Source organism: Aciduliprofundum boonei T469, from assembly GCF_000025665.1.
Classification (GTDB): Archaea; Thermoplasmatota; Thermoplasmata; order Thermoplasmatales; family Aciduliprofundaceae; genus Aciduliprofundum; species Aciduliprofundum boonei.
In genome coordinates, this window is record NC_013926.1 from 1,042,117 (window position 1) to 1,058,469 (window position 16,353).

The 16,353-nt window shown below is 40.8% G+C and carries 17 protein-coding genes and 2 tRNA genes; 5 read left to right on the plus strand and 14 right to left on the minus strand.

The genetic code is table 11. The annotated features are described in order from the left end of the window. Positions 1-21 precede the first annotated feature (21 nt). Complete coding sequence (locus tag ABOO_RS05480; protein WP_008086504.1) at positions 22-732, plus strand: NUDIX domain-containing protein; 711 nt, start codon at positions 22-24, stop codon at positions 730-732. Here ABOO_RS05480 and ABOO_RS05485 read toward each other — a convergent pair. From ABOO_RS05485 to ABOO_RS05530, 10 genes are all read right to left on the minus strand, one after another. Further along, positions 722-1,147: a NusA-like transcription termination signal-binding factor gene (locus tag ABOO_RS05485; RefSeq protein WP_008086184.1), complete on the minus strand. Its 426-nt coding sequence runs from the start codon at positions 1,145-1,147 to the stop codon at positions 722-724. The two genes, ABOO_RS05480 and ABOO_RS05485, sit on opposite strands and share 11 nt — an antisense overlap. After that, entirely contained in the window at positions 1,147-1,434 is a 288-nt protein-coding gene (locus ABOO_RS05490; protein ID WP_012997325.1) for a 50S ribosomal protein L30e, read from the minus strand. The genes ABOO_RS05485 and ABOO_RS05490 overlap by 1 nt, the downstream gene beginning before the upstream one ends. After that, a complete protein-coding gene (gene rpoA2 / locus ABOO_RS05495) occupies positions 1,435-2,985 on the minus strand; it encodes a DNA-directed RNA polymerase subunit A'' (RefSeq protein WP_008086516.1) in 1,551 nt (516 codons plus the stop codon). It abuts the gene before it with no gap. Beyond that, positions 2,986-5,673 (minus strand): DNA-directed RNA polymerase subunit A', encoded by a 2,688-nt coding sequence (locus tag ABOO_RS05500; RefSeq protein WP_012997326.1) that lies wholly within the window; start codon positions 5,671-5,673, stop codon positions 2,986-2,988. It abuts the gene before it with no gap. Then, a complete protein-coding gene (locus tag ABOO_RS05505) occupies positions 5,670-9,275 on the minus strand; it encodes a DNA-directed RNA polymerase subunit B (protein WP_012997327.1) in 3,606 nt (1,201 codons plus the stop codon). Before ABOO_RS05505 ends, ABOO_RS05500 begins: the two co-directional genes overlap by 4 nt. Positions 9,276-9,284: 9 nt before the next feature. Further along, positions 9,285-9,539 (minus strand): DNA-directed RNA polymerase subunit H, encoded by a 255-nt coding sequence (locus tag ABOO_RS05510; RefSeq protein ID WP_012997328.1) that lies wholly within the window; start codon positions 9,537-9,539, stop codon positions 9,285-9,287. A 22-nt stretch (positions 9,540-9,561) separates the two neighbouring features. After that, a tRNA-Lys gene (locus ABOO_RS05515) sits at positions 9,562-9,635 on the minus strand. Between the two features lie 132 nt (positions 9,636-9,767). Further along, on the minus strand, positions 9,768-10,433 hold the full coding sequence (locus ABOO_RS05520; protein ID WP_008086817.1) for a diphthine--ammonia ligase: 666 nt from the start codon (positions 10,431-10,433) through the stop codon (positions 9,768-9,770). Then, positions 10,430-10,792 (minus strand): diacylglycerol kinase family protein, encoded by a 363-nt coding sequence (locus ABOO_RS05525; RefSeq protein WP_008086821.1) that lies wholly within the window; start codon positions 10,790-10,792, stop codon positions 10,430-10,432. Before ABOO_RS05525 ends, ABOO_RS05520 begins: the two co-directional genes overlap by 4 nt. Before the next feature lie 19 nt (positions 10,793-10,811). Beyond that, positions 10,812-11,660 (minus strand): DMT family transporter, encoded by an 849-nt coding sequence (locus ABOO_RS05530; protein ID WP_012997329.1) that lies wholly within the window; start codon positions 11,658-11,660, stop codon positions 10,812-10,814. Positions 11,661-11,741: 81 nt separating this feature from the next. Here ABOO_RS05530 and ABOO_RS05535 point away from each other — a divergent pair. Together ABOO_RS05535 and ABOO_RS05540 are read left to right on the plus strand one after the other, a co-directional pair. Continuing rightward, positions 11,742-11,871 (plus strand) — tRNA-Thr (locus ABOO_RS05535). Between the two features lie 58 nt (positions 11,872-11,929). Further along, positions 11,930-12,151, plus strand: a complete 222-nt coding sequence (locus tag ABOO_RS05540; protein ID WP_008086816.1) for a hypothetical protein — start codon at positions 11,930-11,932, stop codon at positions 12,149-12,151. 4 nt (positions 12,152-12,155) lie between these two features. Here ABOO_RS05540 and ABOO_RS05545 read toward each other — a convergent pair whose 3' ends face one another. Further along, positions 12,156-12,449: a YunC family protein gene (locus ABOO_RS05545; RefSeq protein ID WP_008086814.1), complete on the minus strand. Its 294-nt coding sequence runs from the start codon at positions 12,447-12,449 to the stop codon at positions 12,156-12,158. A gap of 1 nt (position 12,450) precedes the next feature. Next, entirely contained in the window at positions 12,451-12,882 is a 432-nt protein-coding gene (locus tag ABOO_RS05550) for a THUMP domain-containing protein (protein WP_008086823.1), read from the minus strand. Between the two features lie 71 nt (positions 12,883-12,953). Between ABOO_RS05550 and scpB the strand changes: the two genes are divergently transcribed. Beyond that, the gene (gene scpB, locus ABOO_RS05555; RefSeq protein WP_008086829.1) at positions 12,954-13,463 is read left to right on the plus strand and encodes an SMC-Scp complex subunit ScpB; all 510 of its coding nucleotides are present in this window, start codon (positions 12,954-12,956) and stop codon (positions 13,461-13,463) included. Then, on the plus strand, positions 13,456-14,784 hold the full coding sequence (purD, locus tag ABOO_RS05560; protein ID WP_012997331.1) for a phosphoribosylamine--glycine ligase: 1,329 nt from the start codon (positions 13,456-13,458) through the stop codon (positions 14,782-14,784). The genes scpB and purD overlap by 8 nt, the downstream gene beginning before the upstream one ends. Here the strand turns inward: purD and ABOO_RS05565 are convergent. Together ABOO_RS05565 and ABOO_RS05570 are read right to left on the minus strand one after the other, a co-directional pair. After that, positions 14,781-16,010 (minus strand): 2,3-bisphosphoglycerate-independent phosphoglycerate mutase, encoded by a 1,230-nt coding sequence (locus ABOO_RS05565; RefSeq protein WP_008086819.1) that lies wholly within the window; start codon positions 16,008-16,010, stop codon positions 14,781-14,783. The two genes, purD and ABOO_RS05565, sit on opposite strands and share 4 nt — an antisense overlap. A gap of 30 nt (positions 16,011-16,040) precedes the next feature. Then, entirely contained in the window at positions 16,041-16,334 is a 294-nt protein-coding gene (locus tag ABOO_RS05570; protein ID WP_008086827.1) for an MTH1187 family thiamine-binding protein, read from the minus strand. Between the last annotated feature and the right edge of the window lie 19 nt (positions 16,335-16,353).

Consider the following 16,353-nt stretch of genomic DNA (forward strand, 5'->3'; position numbering starts at 1 on the left):
TTGAAAAGGAGATTTAGAAATATGATTGTAAAATACCGTTTCTGGTTTGAATCTCCAGCAGGCTATGTTTTTGGTCCAGGAAGTTATCAGATTCTCAAAGAGATTGAAAAAACAGGAAGTTTGAGAAAAGCAGCCAGCAATCTTGGGATGTCTTATAGACATGCTTGGGGATTGATAAAAGAAATCGAGGAAAATTTAGGAGTAAAAATAATAACCTCTCATCGTGGTGGAAGAGAAGGAGGAGAGAGCACGATCACAGAAGAGGGTATCAAACTGCTTAGAGAATATGAAAAATATGAAAAAGTGTTTGATTATGTTATCAAGCATCCATACATCAAACCTTCAATAACTGTAGATGGCATATTGGTGGAAGATGAGAAGATTCTGCTGGTAAAGAGGGGCAGAGAACCATTTAAGGGTATGTATGCACTTCCCGGAGGATTTGTAGAGTATGGGGAGAGAACTGAAGATGCAATAGTAAGAGAGATGGAAGAGGAAACGGGATTAAAAACGGAAATTATAGGGCTAGTTGGAGTTTATTCTGACCCAAAAAGAGATCCTAGGGACCATACTATAACCGTGGTGTATGAGCTAAGAAGATTGGGGGGTAAATTAAAGGGTGGCGATGATGCAACCTATGCTACTATGTTCCCCTTAAATGCTCTTCCTGAGTTGGCATTTGACCATGCAAAAATTATTGAGGATTTTAAAAATATGAAATTTAATAGATAACTATGCTCTTTAGAGGGAAGTGTCTGCTTATGATTTCCTTGGCTAACTTTAGATTTCTACCCTCTTTCCCTATCGCCCTTGCTTTGTCTCTCGGATCTACGAACACCGTTATGCTGAATTGATTATCTACATTCTCCACCTTTATATTTTTCACATGAAATCTATGGAAAATGTTCTTGGTAAATACCACTATATCTGGAGAGTATTCAACTACCATCACATTTTTCTTGATTAAATTGCGCACTGTTTGAATCTTTGAGCCATTGTTCTCAAGCGCCTTTCTCAAGTTCCTTGGATACACTACGAATACAATTAGATTATCGCTTTCAATGCAGTCCTTAACTTGAGCATTAGTGGCGGCCTCAAATATGGATATGTAGCGAAGCGTCTGTGCGTCAAGTTTGATATTTACCATTATTTCACCATGCGCAATAATCTACCCTCTCCCTCATCCACTATAGTTAGAACTGAAACATTGAAGGGCTTTCCGCAAAGTGCTCCAAGCTCTATGCCGTCTCCATCAAACATGATTTTGGGTATGTTCCAGTTCTGCACTTCTTCCTTTTCTGGGCAATTATCAGCTACAATTATCAATTTTGCTTCTCCTCTATCTATAGCTTTCCTCGCCTGCTTTACTCCATAATAAACCTTTCCCGTATTGAGTATCTTTTTTAGTTCTTTTCTTATATCTTCCCTATTCATTTACCTCACCTCTTTTTTGGGCTTGTATATTAAAGTTACTGCACCAGTACCCAAGGTAACTGGTTGTCCAACAATAATGTTTTCGGCTACACCCCTAAGTTTATCTTCCTCGCCAAGAACTCCAGCTGTCAATAGATGCTTTGCTGTGATTTCAAATGCGGCTCTAGCCAATACGCTCTCCTTCTCACCTGCAATTCCATGTCTTCCTATTGCCTCCACCGAGCCGTTGTAGGTCATTATATCTGCCACGAGCATTATGTGCCTCATATCCACATTCAAACCCTGCTGCTGTAAGGTGTTTATAGCTTCTTCCATTATTGCATTTCTGGCAGCTTCAATGCCTAGCACATCTGCGATTTCAATTATGTTATTAGTTCTTGTCCTTGCACCATCCACTTCCTCAATATCCAGAACATCTTTGAGGTTCGAACCCTGAGTATATATGACCCATTCCCTATTATCCTGGCTCTTTCTAACTATTGCCCTTGATATGCCCTTTATACCACGGAGTGTCAGGGATTTTACACTCTCTGTAAGCTGGTATAGTTTCTTGTAAGATGGCTCTGGGAGCTTGAGCTTTATTCTATCATCCTCAATTTCCACCGTTAACTTTTGGAGCTTTAATTTGCTCAAACTCTCAACGATATCTTCTTTCTTTATTCCTCGATTTTCCATTTTCTTCTTATCTGGAACTATCACAACGGACATATCAGCTATATTAGTTACCACATTTCCGATGTCGATTATATTCGTACTTTCAATTTTCTTAGCCACTTCTTTGACTTTGTCTTCATCCTCCCTCACACCTTCTTTTAGATGGATTTGCATAACTGGTGTGGAGGGCATACTCCTTGCATCTACTATCTCAATTAATCTTGGCAAACCTAATGTAACATTCATCTCTGCCACACCAGCATAGTGGAAAGTCCTTAAAGTCATCTGAGTACCGGGCTCACCAATACTCTGAGCGGCAACGATGCCCACTGCCTCATACGGGTCAACTTCTCTCTTCTTGTAAACCTCTACTGTTCTTTCCACAACTTTGTTGAATTCCGATTTTTTTAAGGAGAATTCCTCTTTTGCATTTAGCAACTTTTGAATTATCGAATAGGGCAATCTTACCCCATACTTCTTTTCAATATCCTCCATAAGTTTCTTCTCTTCATTGCTCATCTCTTCAAACTTCTTTATCTTTATCTCTCCCTGCTCTTCTAAGGTTCCATATGAAAATTTTGTAATCCTCTTCAAGTAGGTACCGTCCTCTCTCTTGAACTCAGAGATGGGTATTGCTGATATGTCTTGAATCTCTTCAATCTTAAGTAGGGTTTTTAGCTTTTTAGTCGTTTTCTTTACTATGCCCTTCATATTCTCGTAGGGCCTTATCTCACTTATTTTTACCCTGTAATTTGCCTCAGAACCCTTGAGAGTTATGTACCCGTATGTGGGAAGTTCTATATCTTTCTTAATTTCAAAATCTACTGCATAATACACTGGAGCGTTGAGCTTTATCTTGTCAATATTCTTAATCTTATCTTTCCAGAGCAGATTCATTTACTTCCTCCTCCTTAAAAGATACTTGTCTCCAAGAACATCCGTTAGAATCTCATCCATATTTACATTTTCTCCACCTGAACTGCGAGTGGGGTCAACACCATCCTCTCCGTAAATGAACTGCACAACATTGCCCGCAGTATCCACAACTTTTCCATCCTCTATAACTTTCAAATCCTCAAGGGCATTGATTAATCTTCTCTGCATATAACCACTGCGGGATGTACGAACTGCAGTATCCACTAAGCCCTCTCGTCCACCCATTGAGTGGAAGAAATACTCTGTTGGACTCAAGCCCTTCTTGTAAGAGGATTCTACAAATCCCCTTGCTAGGGCACCTAAATCTCCACGTTTAAAATGTGGTAGCGTGCGATCTTGATAACCGCGATGTAATCTTTGACCTCTCACAGACTGCTGTCCAATGCTTCCAGCCATCTGGGATAGGTTGAGCATGGATGCTCTAGCTCCGCTTCTTGCCATAATAACCGATGAATTCTCTAAACCTAAATGCTTGCTAGCTATCTTACCCGCTTCATCTCTTGCATGTGCTAGCACGCGCATTATCTCCATTTCTAAAGTTTCTTCTACACTTCTTCCAGGAGCTGGTTGCAATAGGCCTTGCTTATATAATTCAATCAATTCGTCCGTTTTCTTTATTGATTCTTTTATTATTTCATGAATCTGGATAATAGCCTCTTCAGGTATATCTTCATCATCTATTCCTGAAGTGAAACCGCGATAGGATATTACTCCCACTGCCAATCTTGTCATATTGTCTATGAACTCACGCGCTTCTTTGCTACCTCTTTTTGCTATTCTATCAAGCAATTTACCCTTCATTGAACCAATCGCATTTTCATCTATTGTACCTGCCACAAGTTTTCCATTGCGAATTACCACATAAGCATCTATCGGGCAAGCTTCATGCACACATTTGTTGTTGCACACAGATGGGTCACAAATCTTGCTCTTGAATTCCATATTTAAATCCTTTGGAAGAATTAAGGAGAATAGCTCTTTGCCGTAGTAAAATTCGTTTCCATTCTCGTCCTTATGCGGCTCTGGAAGCTCGTCATAATCCAAGTAAGATAGCATATGGATTGCTTGCTCCTTTGTGAATTTTGGATTTTTATGAGTAAGCAAGAACATTGCAGTTATGTGGTCGTGTATGCCGCCTATAATCGGACCACCAAATCTCGGAGATAAAATATGCTCTTGCACAAGCATTAAAATCTTCGCTTCAGCCCTTGCCTCCTCGCTCTGGAGCACATGAAGATTCATCTCATCTCCATCGAAATCAGCATTATAAGGTGGGCAAACTGCAAGGTTGAAGCGGAATGTGCGATTTGGCATGACTTTTACGAGATGACCCATCATGCTCATCCTATGCAGAGATGGCTGCCTATTAAACAGCACTACATCCCCATCTATGAGATGCCTCTCTACAACCCAGCCGATATCAAGTTTCTTTGAGACATCTTCTGCATTTCTATCTGTTATCTTTATCCTCCTTCCATCAGGTCTAATAACATAATTTGCACCTGGCAGGTATTTATCTCCCTTTGGATTTGAACCTCTTCTAACAATTTCTTTCATCTTCTCAATATTATACTCCGTAACTGTTATAGGTACAGTAAGCTCTCTAGCAGCCGCCTCAGGCACGCCAACTTCATTTATCGAAAGAAATGGTTCTGGGGATATGACTGTACGGGCTGAGAAATTAACTCTCTTACCAGACAAGTTGGATCTGAATCTTCCTTCTTTTCCTTTCAGACGCTGCACAAGAGTTTTGAGAGGTCTGCCACTGCGATGCCTTGCAGGTGGTATACCAGAGGTTTGATTATCAAAGTAGGTGGTAACATGGTACTGCAAGAGTTCCCATAAATCTTCAATTATGAGTTGTGGTGCTCCACTGTCTCTGTTTTCTCTCAATCTTTGGTTGATCCTTATTATATCCACGAGCTTGTGCGTTAAATCATCTTCGCTTCTCTCTCCCGTTTCGAGGGTTATAGTGGGCCTCACATTGACGGGGGGCACAGGAAGAACAGTCAGAACCATCCACTCAGGCCTAGCAGTTTCGGGATTCATTCCAAGTAAAGGTAGATCCTCGTCAGGTATGCGCTCCAATCTCTCACGAATCTCCTTTGGAGTTAATTTTCTGCCCTCTTCTCTAAATGTTGTAGGCTTGTCCAGTGTGATTTTTTTCTGTTCTGCACCACAATGAGGACATATTGGGCGAGAGGAGGCATCATCTATTATCTTCTTTGTTATAAAGAGCAATTCTAATGGCGAGGCTCCCATTTTCTTCGCTTCTTCTATCTTCTGCTTGTAAATTTCAATTTCATCATCCTTGAGCTTTATCCTGCCACATTCACGACAGGTAGCATCAAGGTAATTTTTAATGTTTTTTACGAAACCCACATGGATGACCGGCATAGCGAGTTCTATATGCCCAAAGTGTCCAGGGCATTCATCTACCTTACCTCCGCATGTTTTGCATCTCAATCCAGGCTCAATTACGCCCATGTGCAAGTCCATAAGGCCCTTGTCTATGGGAAAACCGTCATCATCATAGGTATCTGCTGTTATTACCTTTACTGCACTCATTCTCCTAATCTCTTCGGGAGATAATAAAGCGAATTTTATGGAATTAATTCTCTTTGTCAATCCAAAAATGTGATGGCTCATTTCATATCACCCACCTTCATACGCATAATAACACCAAGTGATGCAAGCTCATCATGCATAAGCTTGAAGGCATAACTGGTTTCAATTGGGTATATGTTCGTGGTATTTCCGCAGACTGGGCACCGGAGAATTCCGCGCTTTCTATCAAACATGGCAATATGGCCACACTCAGGATTTCCGCAAACATAGAGTACAGTGCCGTCTGAATTATCCAACAATCTATCCTTTATGACCATTGCAGCTCCATGACCAATTAGGGTATCTCTCTCCATCTCTCCAAACCTCAAACCGCCGAGCCTGCTGCGTCCCTCAGTTGGTTGTCTTGTAAGAATCTGCACAGGTCCACGGGATCTCGCATGGAATTTTCCAGCGACCATGTGGTGCAGTTTCTGGTAATATATTACACCAACAAATATCTCTGCCTCTATCTTCCTTCCCGTTATGCCATCGTACATTATCTCCTTACCATTGTATTTGAATCCATTCTTAACCAATGCTTCTCTCAATGCCTTTTCAGGCTCTCCACTGAACACGGTACCATCAACAAACCTTCCCTCAAGAGAGCCAACCTTGCCACCTATCATCTCCAATATGTGCCCCACAGTCATTCTTGAAGGAATTGCGTGAGGATTAATTATCAAATCCGGTATGATTCCACTCTCGGTGAAGGGCATATCCTCTTGAGGTATTATGGCTCCCACAACACCTTTCTGCCCGTGTCTTGAGGCAAATTTATCCCCCAATTCTGGAATGCGCTGATCCCTAACTTTCACCTTTACAAGTCGAGAGTTATTTTCGCTCACAGTTAGCAAGACAGAATCAACCCACCCCTCTTCTTCAGGCCTCATTGTCACGCTGCTCTCTCTTCTCTTTTGCGGCCCTAAGAGTTCACTTTCTTCCTCCAAGAATCTTGGGGGTGAGGTCTTGCCTATAAGCACATCTCCACCTTTTACATAAACTTCGGGAGAGATCAAACCATCTTCGTCTAAGAGCTTGTACCTATCTTCTGTCATTGCTCCGCGAACATCTGGACTTGGAATTTCGAACTTATCCTCCTGACCACCAGGATATCTGCGCTCCTCACTCTTATAAGTCCTAAAGAATGTGCTTCTTCCAAATCCTCTCTCCACGGAAGCCTTGTTCATAACGATTGCATCTTGAATGTTATAGCCATGGTAAGAAATTATAGCAACCACTGCATTTTGTCCAGCAGGCCTACGCATAAAGTTCACAAAATCCATGGTTTTTGTCCTGACGATAGGTGCCTGTGGATAATGCAATAGATGTCCGCGAGTATCCGGTCTACGCCTATAATTTGCGGCTGGCAATCCCAATGATTGCTTGAGCATTGCTGCACCCATGGTGATTCTTGGAGAAGAATTGTGGTGGGGATAAGGCACACATCCTGCAACTGCGCCCAAAATCAACAGTGGATCAATTTCGAGATGAGTATGCTCCTTTGTTATCTTCTTTTCTACACCAAATTCTGCTCCGCAGTGCTTGCACCTAAGGGTTACTTTCTCTCCCTCTCCAGGATTCATCCATTCAACATCATTTCTGCCAAGTACTCTTCCACAATGGGGACATCTTTCAGGAACATCGTAGGCATAAACGGCAATGTATGCATTCTCTTCCTCCTCCGCATCTATCCACTCAACAACTCCCTCTCTCACTAAATCCTCAATCTCCATCTTCCCCCTGCGAAGAAGCTCTCTGTGCCTGCTCGTGTACTTAACATTTCCGTTCTCAACCACAAGCAAAGGTCTCCTTATTCTTCCTTTATCGGAATTTATCATAACTTCATTGGTCGTATCATCGTACCTTATATTTATCTGGTGCGATATTAATCCTTTTCTTCTCTTGCTTCTTATCTCGTTGGTGAGAGCCAGACCATCCTTATGATAACCTACCAGATTTCCATTAAGATACACTCTTGCAAGTTCTCCTGTCTCATACTGCCTCTCTTCAACTCCCAAACCCTTGAGAATCTTTAAGACATCTTCCTCAGGATAACCCTCAGATACATCAATTATAAGGGCTGCATTCTTAACTAATCCGCAATTTTGACCCTCTGGTGTTTCATTTGGGCATAACCTTCCCCACTGCGTGGGATGCAAATCTCTAGCTTCAAAATGGGGCTGTGAGCGCGTGAGAGGAGAGATCACACGGCGTAAATGGCTGAGTGTGCTCATATGAGATGTTCTATCCAACAATTGCGATACTCCTGTTCTTCCCCCAACCCAGTTACCTGTACTCATGGCATGCATTATCTTCTGTGTCAAAACATCCTGTCTTATGGAAACTCTTATCCTTATTCCTTTCTTGCGGTTGTAAGTTCTCTCCAGCTGATATTTCAAGTCCTTCATTAAGGCTTCAAAAGCCATTCTGAATAATTCCTCAAGCAAATCCCCAGATAGCTTCAATCTCTTATTTGCAAGATGGTCTTTATCGTCCTCCTTTCTCAATCCTAAATGCAGTTCTAAAACTCTTCTTGCCATTCTTCCCAAATAGTAAGCTTTCTTTATCCTATCCTCCTTGCTCGTGCCCAGATGTGGAAGCAAGGAAGAATCCAAAATCTGAGATATTTTCTTTTCTCTGTACTCTTTAGCTTGGCCTGCTGCAAATCTCTTCTCTAAATATTCTATGGCATCTCTCTGAGTTCTTATTCCATTTGGAGGATAGAGTTTATCATTTTCAACCTCTTCAATATTTGCAAGAGCGATAACGCTCATCTTCTCATCGCTTACAATCGCTCTGTAGATATCTTGATCCTTCTCCAGTCCAAGAGCCTTCATCAAAATTACCAGAGGTATTGTTCCAGCCACCGCAGGAACTGAAACTACAATAATACCATCGCTCTTCTTTTCCATAATTGTTAGGGCCCTATAACCCCTACGCTGTGAGAATACTTTGGCCGTCTCCACAACAGTGTTATATCTCTCGTTTTTCTCTACTAACACCCTATTTGGAGCAAGGTCCTCTAGAGATACGAGAACCCTCTCACTTCCACCAATTATAAAATAACCACCCGGGTCATCGGGGTCCTCGCCCACATATTCCAATTTCTGCTTGTAGGGCCAGTTGAGTATATCCTTATCTTTTGAGATGCTATCGAGATAATCGTCAATGTTATCCTCGTGGAGGGTGCAAATCTTGGATTTTACCATCACAGGAAAATCTCCTATCTTAACCATTTCTGGCTCTCTTTCATAGCATCCTGCATCATCACATTCTAAAACTTTTATCTTTAGATACAATGGAGCTAAGTAACTTAAATCCCTTAACCTTGCTTCCATAGGCGTTATCTGAACAGTTGCTCCCGTTGCTTCTTTAATCTCAGGCCTTCCTATCCTTATGGTGGGCTCATTAACATCCCAGTAGTCATTGTTTCTTCCAAAAACTATTTTTATTGTCTTTCCACCGGTTTTTGTTCTATCTAATGTTATAACTCCCGGAGGGTCCTCATCTGTAACCTTTGTAGTATCAACAATCTCTTGCATCACACTATTTGGATTATCTGGTGTGGGTATCAAATCGTTGTATGACGCAATATGGTGATTCACTACACTTTTCTTAAACAAAATATCCACTATGGTATTCATAAAACCACCTTAATCTCTTACCACAACCCTATAAACAGTTATTCTTCCAGCGGTGGGGCTTTTCCTAACTATTTTTATTAAGCTTCCAACTGGTATATGCCCATATTTTCTCTCTAAAACCCTTAAAACAGCATCGCTCTTTTTAATTCTTGGAAGGTTTTCTTTCTTAACTCCAATTTCTTTCAAAATTTTCTCTTCCTCTTCTTGGGGTACCAAGTAATGCTCCGGAACAAGCTCGTGCTCGAGCACATTAAATCTCACCATTTTCTCATCACCTCATGAGGTACGGGCCTGCGGGGAATCGAACCCCGGACCACCTGGTTAAAAGCCAGGTGCTCTACCAAGCTGAGCTACAGGCCCATAGAGTCAGCCCTACATATGGGGCATGTATTTAAACTTTATTACCATTTCATAGCCCAACCATCATACATAATGATTTGATTTTAATTAAATTTTTCCCATAATTAGAAATCTTCAATTTTATACACAACATTAAAATAGTTTTTGGTCAAAGGCAATTGAGGTTATATCAATATGGCCTCGCATACCATCCCAAAACACACTATAATTTTCCACAGATAAACTATTTTTGAATATGGGAGCATCTATTACAAATGTCTCATACTCTCCCCCCTCGCCACTTACATTAATTTTGTATTTTTTCTCCAATTCCATAAGTTTTGCAAGAATATTCTCATCTATTATCTTTCCGAGAAAGGATTCATCTAAGCCATAGGCTGCCACGGCAACAATCATAATCTTGAAATCTGCAAGAAGCATATCTTGCAATAGCATTTCTTGGCTTTTTCCCCAAAGAGGCGCGTAAGAGAGAAATCCCAACTCTGTGCACACTTCTTCTATCTTCGTTTTTTGATAATTGGATGCAATTGCCCCACTTATAACAGCATCCACATCATAATTTGAAAGCACATCTTTCAACTCAGCTTCATTATCACCGATTTTATAGATATCTTGCTCAATATCCATTGCCCTAGCCTGATACTTTGTTCTCTCTATGGCAGGAATGTGGTACATGTAGGAATCCTTCTCCTTTGGATATATTGTGACAAGTTTCTCGATTTCAAATCCCTGCTGCATTGCAAGGTAAATGGAGTATGTAGAATCTTTACCTCCTGAGAAAAGTGCTATAGCTCTCATTCAAACAGCCCCATCAGTTTTGGTATGAAAATAAGGGCACCTTCAACTATTGCAAAAATAGCTGCGATTAAAACAGCTCCAGCGGATATATCCTTTATTATCTTTATTCGTTCATCGTATTCTCCATTTGAGATTACATCCATTGATTTCTCTATAGCAGTGTTTATGAGTTCTAAAGAAAATACAAGGGCTGAAATGCCCATAATGATAGCAAAATCATTTAGAGAAATTTGAAGATAGAGTCCAAGAATTATCACTATTAGAAATATTCCAAACTGAATCCGCAAGCTTCTCTCGCTCGTAAACGCAAAGCCAATGCCATCAAGAGCATGATGCACTGCTTCTCTTAAAGACCACACATTCTTATATCCCTATGCATTACTTAAATTTTGTCAAATTGAGTGTGGCATAGAAAGATGTGGCAAGAACTATGGCACCACCAATTGCCGTGTGAATCGCTGGAACTTCATTTAAGAAAACGAACGCAAGTATTATACCGTAGAGGGGCTCTAAAGAGGCTATTATACTTGCCGTGCGAGCATTTACCCTACTCAATGAAGAAATAAATAAAGTATGTGCTAGCCCAGTGAACACTATGCCTAAGAGCACAACATAAGCGATATCGCTGAATGAAGGTGAAACATCGAATAGGAATAATATTGGCAAGAGAAAAATAGCTGCAAAACTATCTTGGTAAAATGCAAGAGTTACGCTTGAATACTCCTGCACATATTTTCGATTAATTATAGTTAAGAAAGAGAATGTTAATCCCGAGAGAGTTCCCCATATAACCCCCTGTGTTACATTATTCTGGACATTTAAATTTGGAACTATGAACAATATGCCAATAAATGTGATTATCGGCAAAACTACATTCATCTTTCTGATTTTCTCTTTAAAAATCCAGGGCTCCAACACCGCCGTAAAGATTGGAAATGTTGAATATGTAATTAGGCCTATGGCAACAGTTGATAGTTGTATAGAATAGAAAAACAAGCTCCAGTGTACTGCAAGGAGTAAACCTAAAACAGGTAAGTATAAAAGATCTCTTTTAGGTACCTTGAACCCCTCTTTTCTATAAATCATCACCAAAAATAGAAAAATAGCTGCAAATACTACACGCCCAAGCACAATCATCATTGTGGGTAGGCTTATTATCTTCCCAAATAATCCTGCAAATCCGAAAAGAAATACCGCCCCATGAAGCTCAACAACTTCTTTTCTCACCAAGTATATGTATGTGCAAGCCCGTATTTCATATTTCCCATCGAAAATGATTTATAAGCAAATCCAATTTAACCTCGAAAAGCCACCGTAGCTTAGCCCGGCAGAGCGGCTGATTCGTAAGAGCCCCTTTCTTAAAAAGAAAGGTGCTTCACCCCCAAAGAAGGGGCTCCGAGTTATCAGCAGGTCGGGGGTTCGAATCCCCCCGGTGGCTCTTTTTCAGGAAATTATTTATACTAAATCATCTCTACTAAACTTCAAGAGGGGATCAAATGAATGGAAGTAAAAAGTATATTGGAGGAAGTGTGATTTTGGGCATTGGCAATGCTCTGGCGATTATAGGGATCATATTGGGTATAGGCTTGCTCGTGAAGTACGATATTTATATGCTCATCGCTGCAATAGTTCTAATAATTTCAGGCACAGTTATATCTCTTATAGGAATATCTATTAGGGGCCCGAAATATGTGAAGGACGGATATATAAGCCACTAAAAATTCAAAGCTTATCTATTTCATCTCTTAATATTCTTCCCTCTTCGATTCCGATCTCCTTTGCTTTAGGGGAAGACCATTTTATCTTTGCATTGAGCATATCTTCAAAAGTATTCACTCCAGATACCATAACTGCAACATCTCCTAATTTTTCAGCAGTAGATGGATTAAGGTATCCACACATGGCAAATCCTATGGTGCCTTTTATAAGCAATAATGGTGCATTGGGCATTTCAACTCTTAATCCTAAGAACTCCTTTCCTTGAACTTTCAATCTTGTTATTTCAACTTCGCTCATATTATGGATAGGAGAGGAATAGGAGATAAAACTTTCCCCTACGCTCAAAATACAATTTGCATTCTGGCTCTGTTAGATTTACAGGGATATTCAAGATTTCTGCAATTTTTCCACCTATTTCTCTTTCAACGCTTTTTTTGTTTGAGCGAACTGCAAAGCTCTTGCACTCCTTCAATTTAGAAATCATACTTTTTATTAGAGAGACCTCATCTTTAAAAATCTCAATCTCATAAAGGGCAAGCACACCTTTTATGCCTTCAAGCAAAGATTTTGGAGTGGTAGAATCTGTGAAAAGTATGAGCCTTCCATCTATAATCTCTACTACGCAGTCGGTATTCGTTTCAACGCATCTTTTCATGACCTCCTCTTTAAAGTAGTTAAAATAGAGTTGTGAGTTTTTAGGAATTTTTGCCTTTATAGCGTACGCTTTCACATTCCTAAATAGCAATCATATAATTTATTTTTATGCGCAAAGTATTTTAATTTCTCCGATTATATGCCCGTATGGATGAAATTATGAAAATCGTGGAAGCGGTGCTATTCTCCTCAGAAAAACCTCTCAGGGTTGGAGAGATTGCAAAGGTTGGAAATTTGAAGAGTGAGGATGTGAGTAAGGCAATGCGTAAATTGAGAAAAGAGTATCAGGAAAGAGATGGGGCGATAGAGATTGCAAGAATAGGGAATAAGTATGTTATGCAGTTGAAGGAAGAGTATGTTAAGTATGGATACGCAATGGGCAAGAAGGAGCTGAGAGATGATGTACTAAAAACCCTTGCAATCATCGCTTACTATCAACCCATAACACAAAGCAAGCTAAGAGCAATAATAGGCACGAAAGTTTACGAGCATATTGATGAGTTAAAGAAAAGAGGATTTGTTTATGGTAAAAAGGCAGGAAGAACAATTGTACTAAGAACAACCAAGAAATTCAATGAATATTTTGGTATAGATGCTTCCAAGCCTGAAGATATAAAGAAATTCTTTGAAAAGGCAGGAGGTGATAAAAATGAATAAGGTCCTGTTAATGGGTTCTGGAGGAAGGGAGCATGCGATAGCGAAAGCATTGAAGGATGGAGGGGCAAAAATTTATGCAGTTATGAAACACAAAAATCCAGGAATAGCGAGGTTATCTGAAGATTACATTATTGGTGATGATAGCAGCGTTTCTTTTGTTAAAAATTTAGATTGGGTAAAATTCAAAAAAGTTGATTTTGCAGTTATAGGCCCTGAAGCCCCACTGATAAATGGAATGGCGGACATGCTCGAGGAGAAGGGCATACCTGTAGTTGGTCCAAGGAAGGATGCGGCAATAATTGAAGGGTCTAAAGAATTCATGCGAGATCTGATGAAAAAGCACAATATTGATGGTATGGTTGATTATTATGTATTCAACGATCCACAGAAAGTGGAAGAATTCTTGAAAAATTATGATAAGCCCTTTGTCATCAAGCCCGTGGGGGTAACTGGAGGTAAAGGCGTATGGGTAATGGGAGATCATTTCAAGACAAAGGAAGATGGAATAAGGTATGCAAAGGAGATCATAGAGAAAAAAATTGGAGGGGTAGATAGGGTAATAATCGAAGAGAAGCTTGTGGGCGAGGAATTTACACTCCAAATATTCACTGACGGAATAAACTTGGCAGGTATGCCACTCGTGCAGGATTTCAAGAGAGCTTATGAAGGGGATTTAGGACCAAATACTGGGGGAATGGGCTCGTATAGTATGGAGAACCATCTGCTTCCATTCTTGACAAAGGAAGATTACACAAAAGCGATGAAAATAATGGAAGATATTATAGCAGCGATGCGTAGAGAAGGAAGAATATACAAGGGTATAATCTACGGCCAATTTATGCTCACAGCCGAAGGACCAAAGATAATCGAAGTGAACTGCAGGTTTGGAGATCCAGAGGCGATGAATGTTCTCTCTATCTTAAAGACAAATTTCGTGGATATCGCGTGGAGTATAATCGAGGGAAAATTGAAGCCTGTAGAGTTTGAAAACAAGGCTACGGTGGTAAAATATGTTGTTCCCGAAGGATACGGTACAAAGCCATTAGCAAACCAAGAGATAAAGGTAAATGAGGAAAGGATAAAGAGAGAGGGTGCGCTGCTATACTATGCATCCGTGAACGAGAGTAATGGAAAAATATACACCACAACCTCACGCTCTCTGGCCGTAGTGGGAATAGCAGAGAATCTTTACGAGGCAGAGGAGATAGCGGAAAAAGCATTAAGACATATAGTTGGAAGAGTGTATTCAAGGCACGATATAGCAAAGAAAGAGATGATAGATGCAAAAATTGCAAAGATGAAAGAATTGCGTGGTATCTAAGCTCCAAATTTATCAGCGCGATTCGTGGCATTTAGAATCATCTGCATCAGATCCGAGCCCCTTATCCTAAGCGAGCCCTTTGCGCAGGCAACTTCGTTGAATTCAGAGCCTTCTGCCCTAGAATCCTCAGCGTATATCATAATTGGCACGGCATCTCCGCTGTGGTCTCCTACGCTGCAAGGAGTGCTATGGTCTGCGGTTATTACAACCACAATATCTTCGGGCAAAATCTCTAAAAGATAGCCCATGGCTTCATCTATTCTCTCTATGACCTCAACCTTCTTTCTTGGCAGCATGTCATGTCCCGCAATATCGGTGGCTTTTATGTTGACTAAGACGAAATCGTAATCCTGCCGAGCTAAGGCCTTTATTGCCTCCCTTATTTTTCCCTTCATATCCGTATCATAGGAGCCTGTGGCCCCTGGAAAATCTATGGGATGTATGCCTGCAAGTTTGCATATTCCTCTAATCAAAGGTGTGCCAACTACGCAGGCGGCTTTCATATTGTATTTTTTCACAAAATTCTCAAGATGAGGGGCCATGCCCGCACCCCTGGGGAGAAGGATGTTTGCAGGCTTCAATCCTTTTTTCTCCCTTTCTTTATTCACGGGATGCTCTTTTAGAATCTCATAGGCCCTCTTTACAAATTCGTTTAATATTCTCGCAGTCTTCTCTGCCTCTGGCTTCAATGGCTTCGCCTCATGTATCTTCAATACTGTATCATGGGGATCCACATCGCTCACATAGGGGCTCAGTCCTGAACCACGGAGCACAAGTGCTGCACGATGCTCCACTCCCTCTTTCACAAATATCTCCACATCCTCTATCTTTATTCCGTTTATCGCACTCACAAGCTCGTGAGTTCCCTCTTTAATTCTACCAGCTCTTCTATCCAAAACAACCAGATTCTCATCGACCGTGGCAAAATTGCAGCGAAATGCTACATCTCCTGGCGCTATATCCATGTCCAAACCAGCAGCCTCAAAGGGACCACGGCCCGTATAGACCTTGTAAGGATCGTATCCCAGCAAATTAAGATGCGAGGTGTCGCTTCCAGCCCTTATTCCTGGAGCGATTGGATCCATAAGCCCGACCATGCTCATTCTAGCGATTTTATCAAGATGTGGGGTCTCTGCAAATTGAAGTGGAGTTTTGAATCCAAGTTCCCTTATGGCTCTATCGCCAAGACCATCTAAAATGATCAATAAAGCTTTCTTCTTATCCATACTCCTATTATCACAATCTCGTAATTAAATCTATTCTTCCATTACCGCTCTCTTTTTGCTCTCCATAGTTGCATCTTTGTCCAAGCGATGGTCTATCTTTATGTCAATTATTATCCTCTTCGCTCCAAGTTTGAGCATTGCCTCTTCTCCAAGCTTAACCGCTCTGAATATGTCATCAATGCTGCTTGCTTCAACAACCGTGCTCATTGGAGTTAGTTCTATTTTCAATCCTGTAGCTCTTATGGCTTTGAACGCCTCTTTGACAAATTTAGATACACTAGTTCCCTCCCCCAAGGGTGTTATGGTGAGCTCGGCAATTATCATATTTGCAACTATGTGGCAT

What these genes read in the sequence shown, in the direction of transcription:
- ABOO_RS05480 (WP_008086504.1), top strand. Translation starts at nt 22, where the DNA reads ATGATTGTAAAATACCGTTTCTGGTTTGAATCTCCAGCAGGCTATGTT.
- ABOO_RS05485 (WP_008086184.1), bottom strand. Translation starts at nt 1,147, where the DNA reads ATGGTAAATATCAAACTTGACGCACAGACGCTTCGCTACATATCCATA.
- ABOO_RS05490 (WP_012997325.1), bottom strand. Translation starts at nt 1,434, where the DNA reads ATGAATAGGGAAGATATAAGAAAAGAACTAAAAAAGATACTCAATACG.
- rpoA2 (WP_008086516.1), bottom strand. Translation starts at nt 2,985, where the DNA reads ATGAATCTGCTCTGGAAAGATAAGATTAAGAATATTGACAAGATAAAG.
- ABOO_RS05500 (WP_012997326.1), bottom strand. Translation starts at nt 5,673, where the DNA reads ATGAGCCATCACATTTTTGGATTGACAAAGAGAATTAATTCCATAAAA.
- ABOO_RS05505 (WP_012997327.1), bottom strand. Translation starts at nt 9,275, where the DNA reads ATGAATACCATAGTGGATATTTTGTTTAAGAAAAGTGTAGTGAATCAC.
- ABOO_RS05510 (WP_012997328.1), bottom strand. Translation starts at nt 9,539, where the DNA reads ATGGTGAGATTTAATGTGCTCGAGCACGAGCTTGTTCCGGAGCATTAC.
- ABOO_RS05520 (WP_008086817.1), bottom strand. Translation starts at nt 10,433, where the DNA reads ATGAGAGCTATAGCACTTTTCTCAGGAGGTAAAGATTCTACATACTCC.
- ABOO_RS05540 (WP_008086816.1), top strand. Translation starts at nt 11,930, where the DNA reads ATGAATGGAAGTAAAAAGTATATTGGAGGAAGTGTGATTTTGGGCATT.
- ABOO_RS05545 (WP_008086814.1), bottom strand. Translation starts at nt 12,449, where the DNA reads ATGAGCGAAGTTGAAATAACAAGATTGAAAGTTCAAGGAAAGGAGTTC.
- scpB (WP_008086829.1), top strand. Translation starts at nt 12,954, where the DNA reads ATGGATGAAATTATGAAAATCGTGGAAGCGGTGCTATTCTCCTCAGAA.
- purD (WP_012997331.1), top strand. Translation starts at nt 13,456, where the DNA reads ATGAATAAGGTCCTGTTAATGGGTTCTGGAGGAAGGGAGCATGCGATA.
- ABOO_RS05565 (WP_008086819.1), bottom strand. Translation starts at nt 16,010, where the DNA reads ATGGATAAGAAGAAAGCTTTATTGATCATTTTAGATGGTCTTGGCGAT.
- ABOO_RS05570 (WP_008086827.1), bottom strand. Translation starts at nt 16,334, where the DNA reads ATGATAATTGCCGAGCTCACCATAACACCCTTGGGGGAGGGAACTAGT.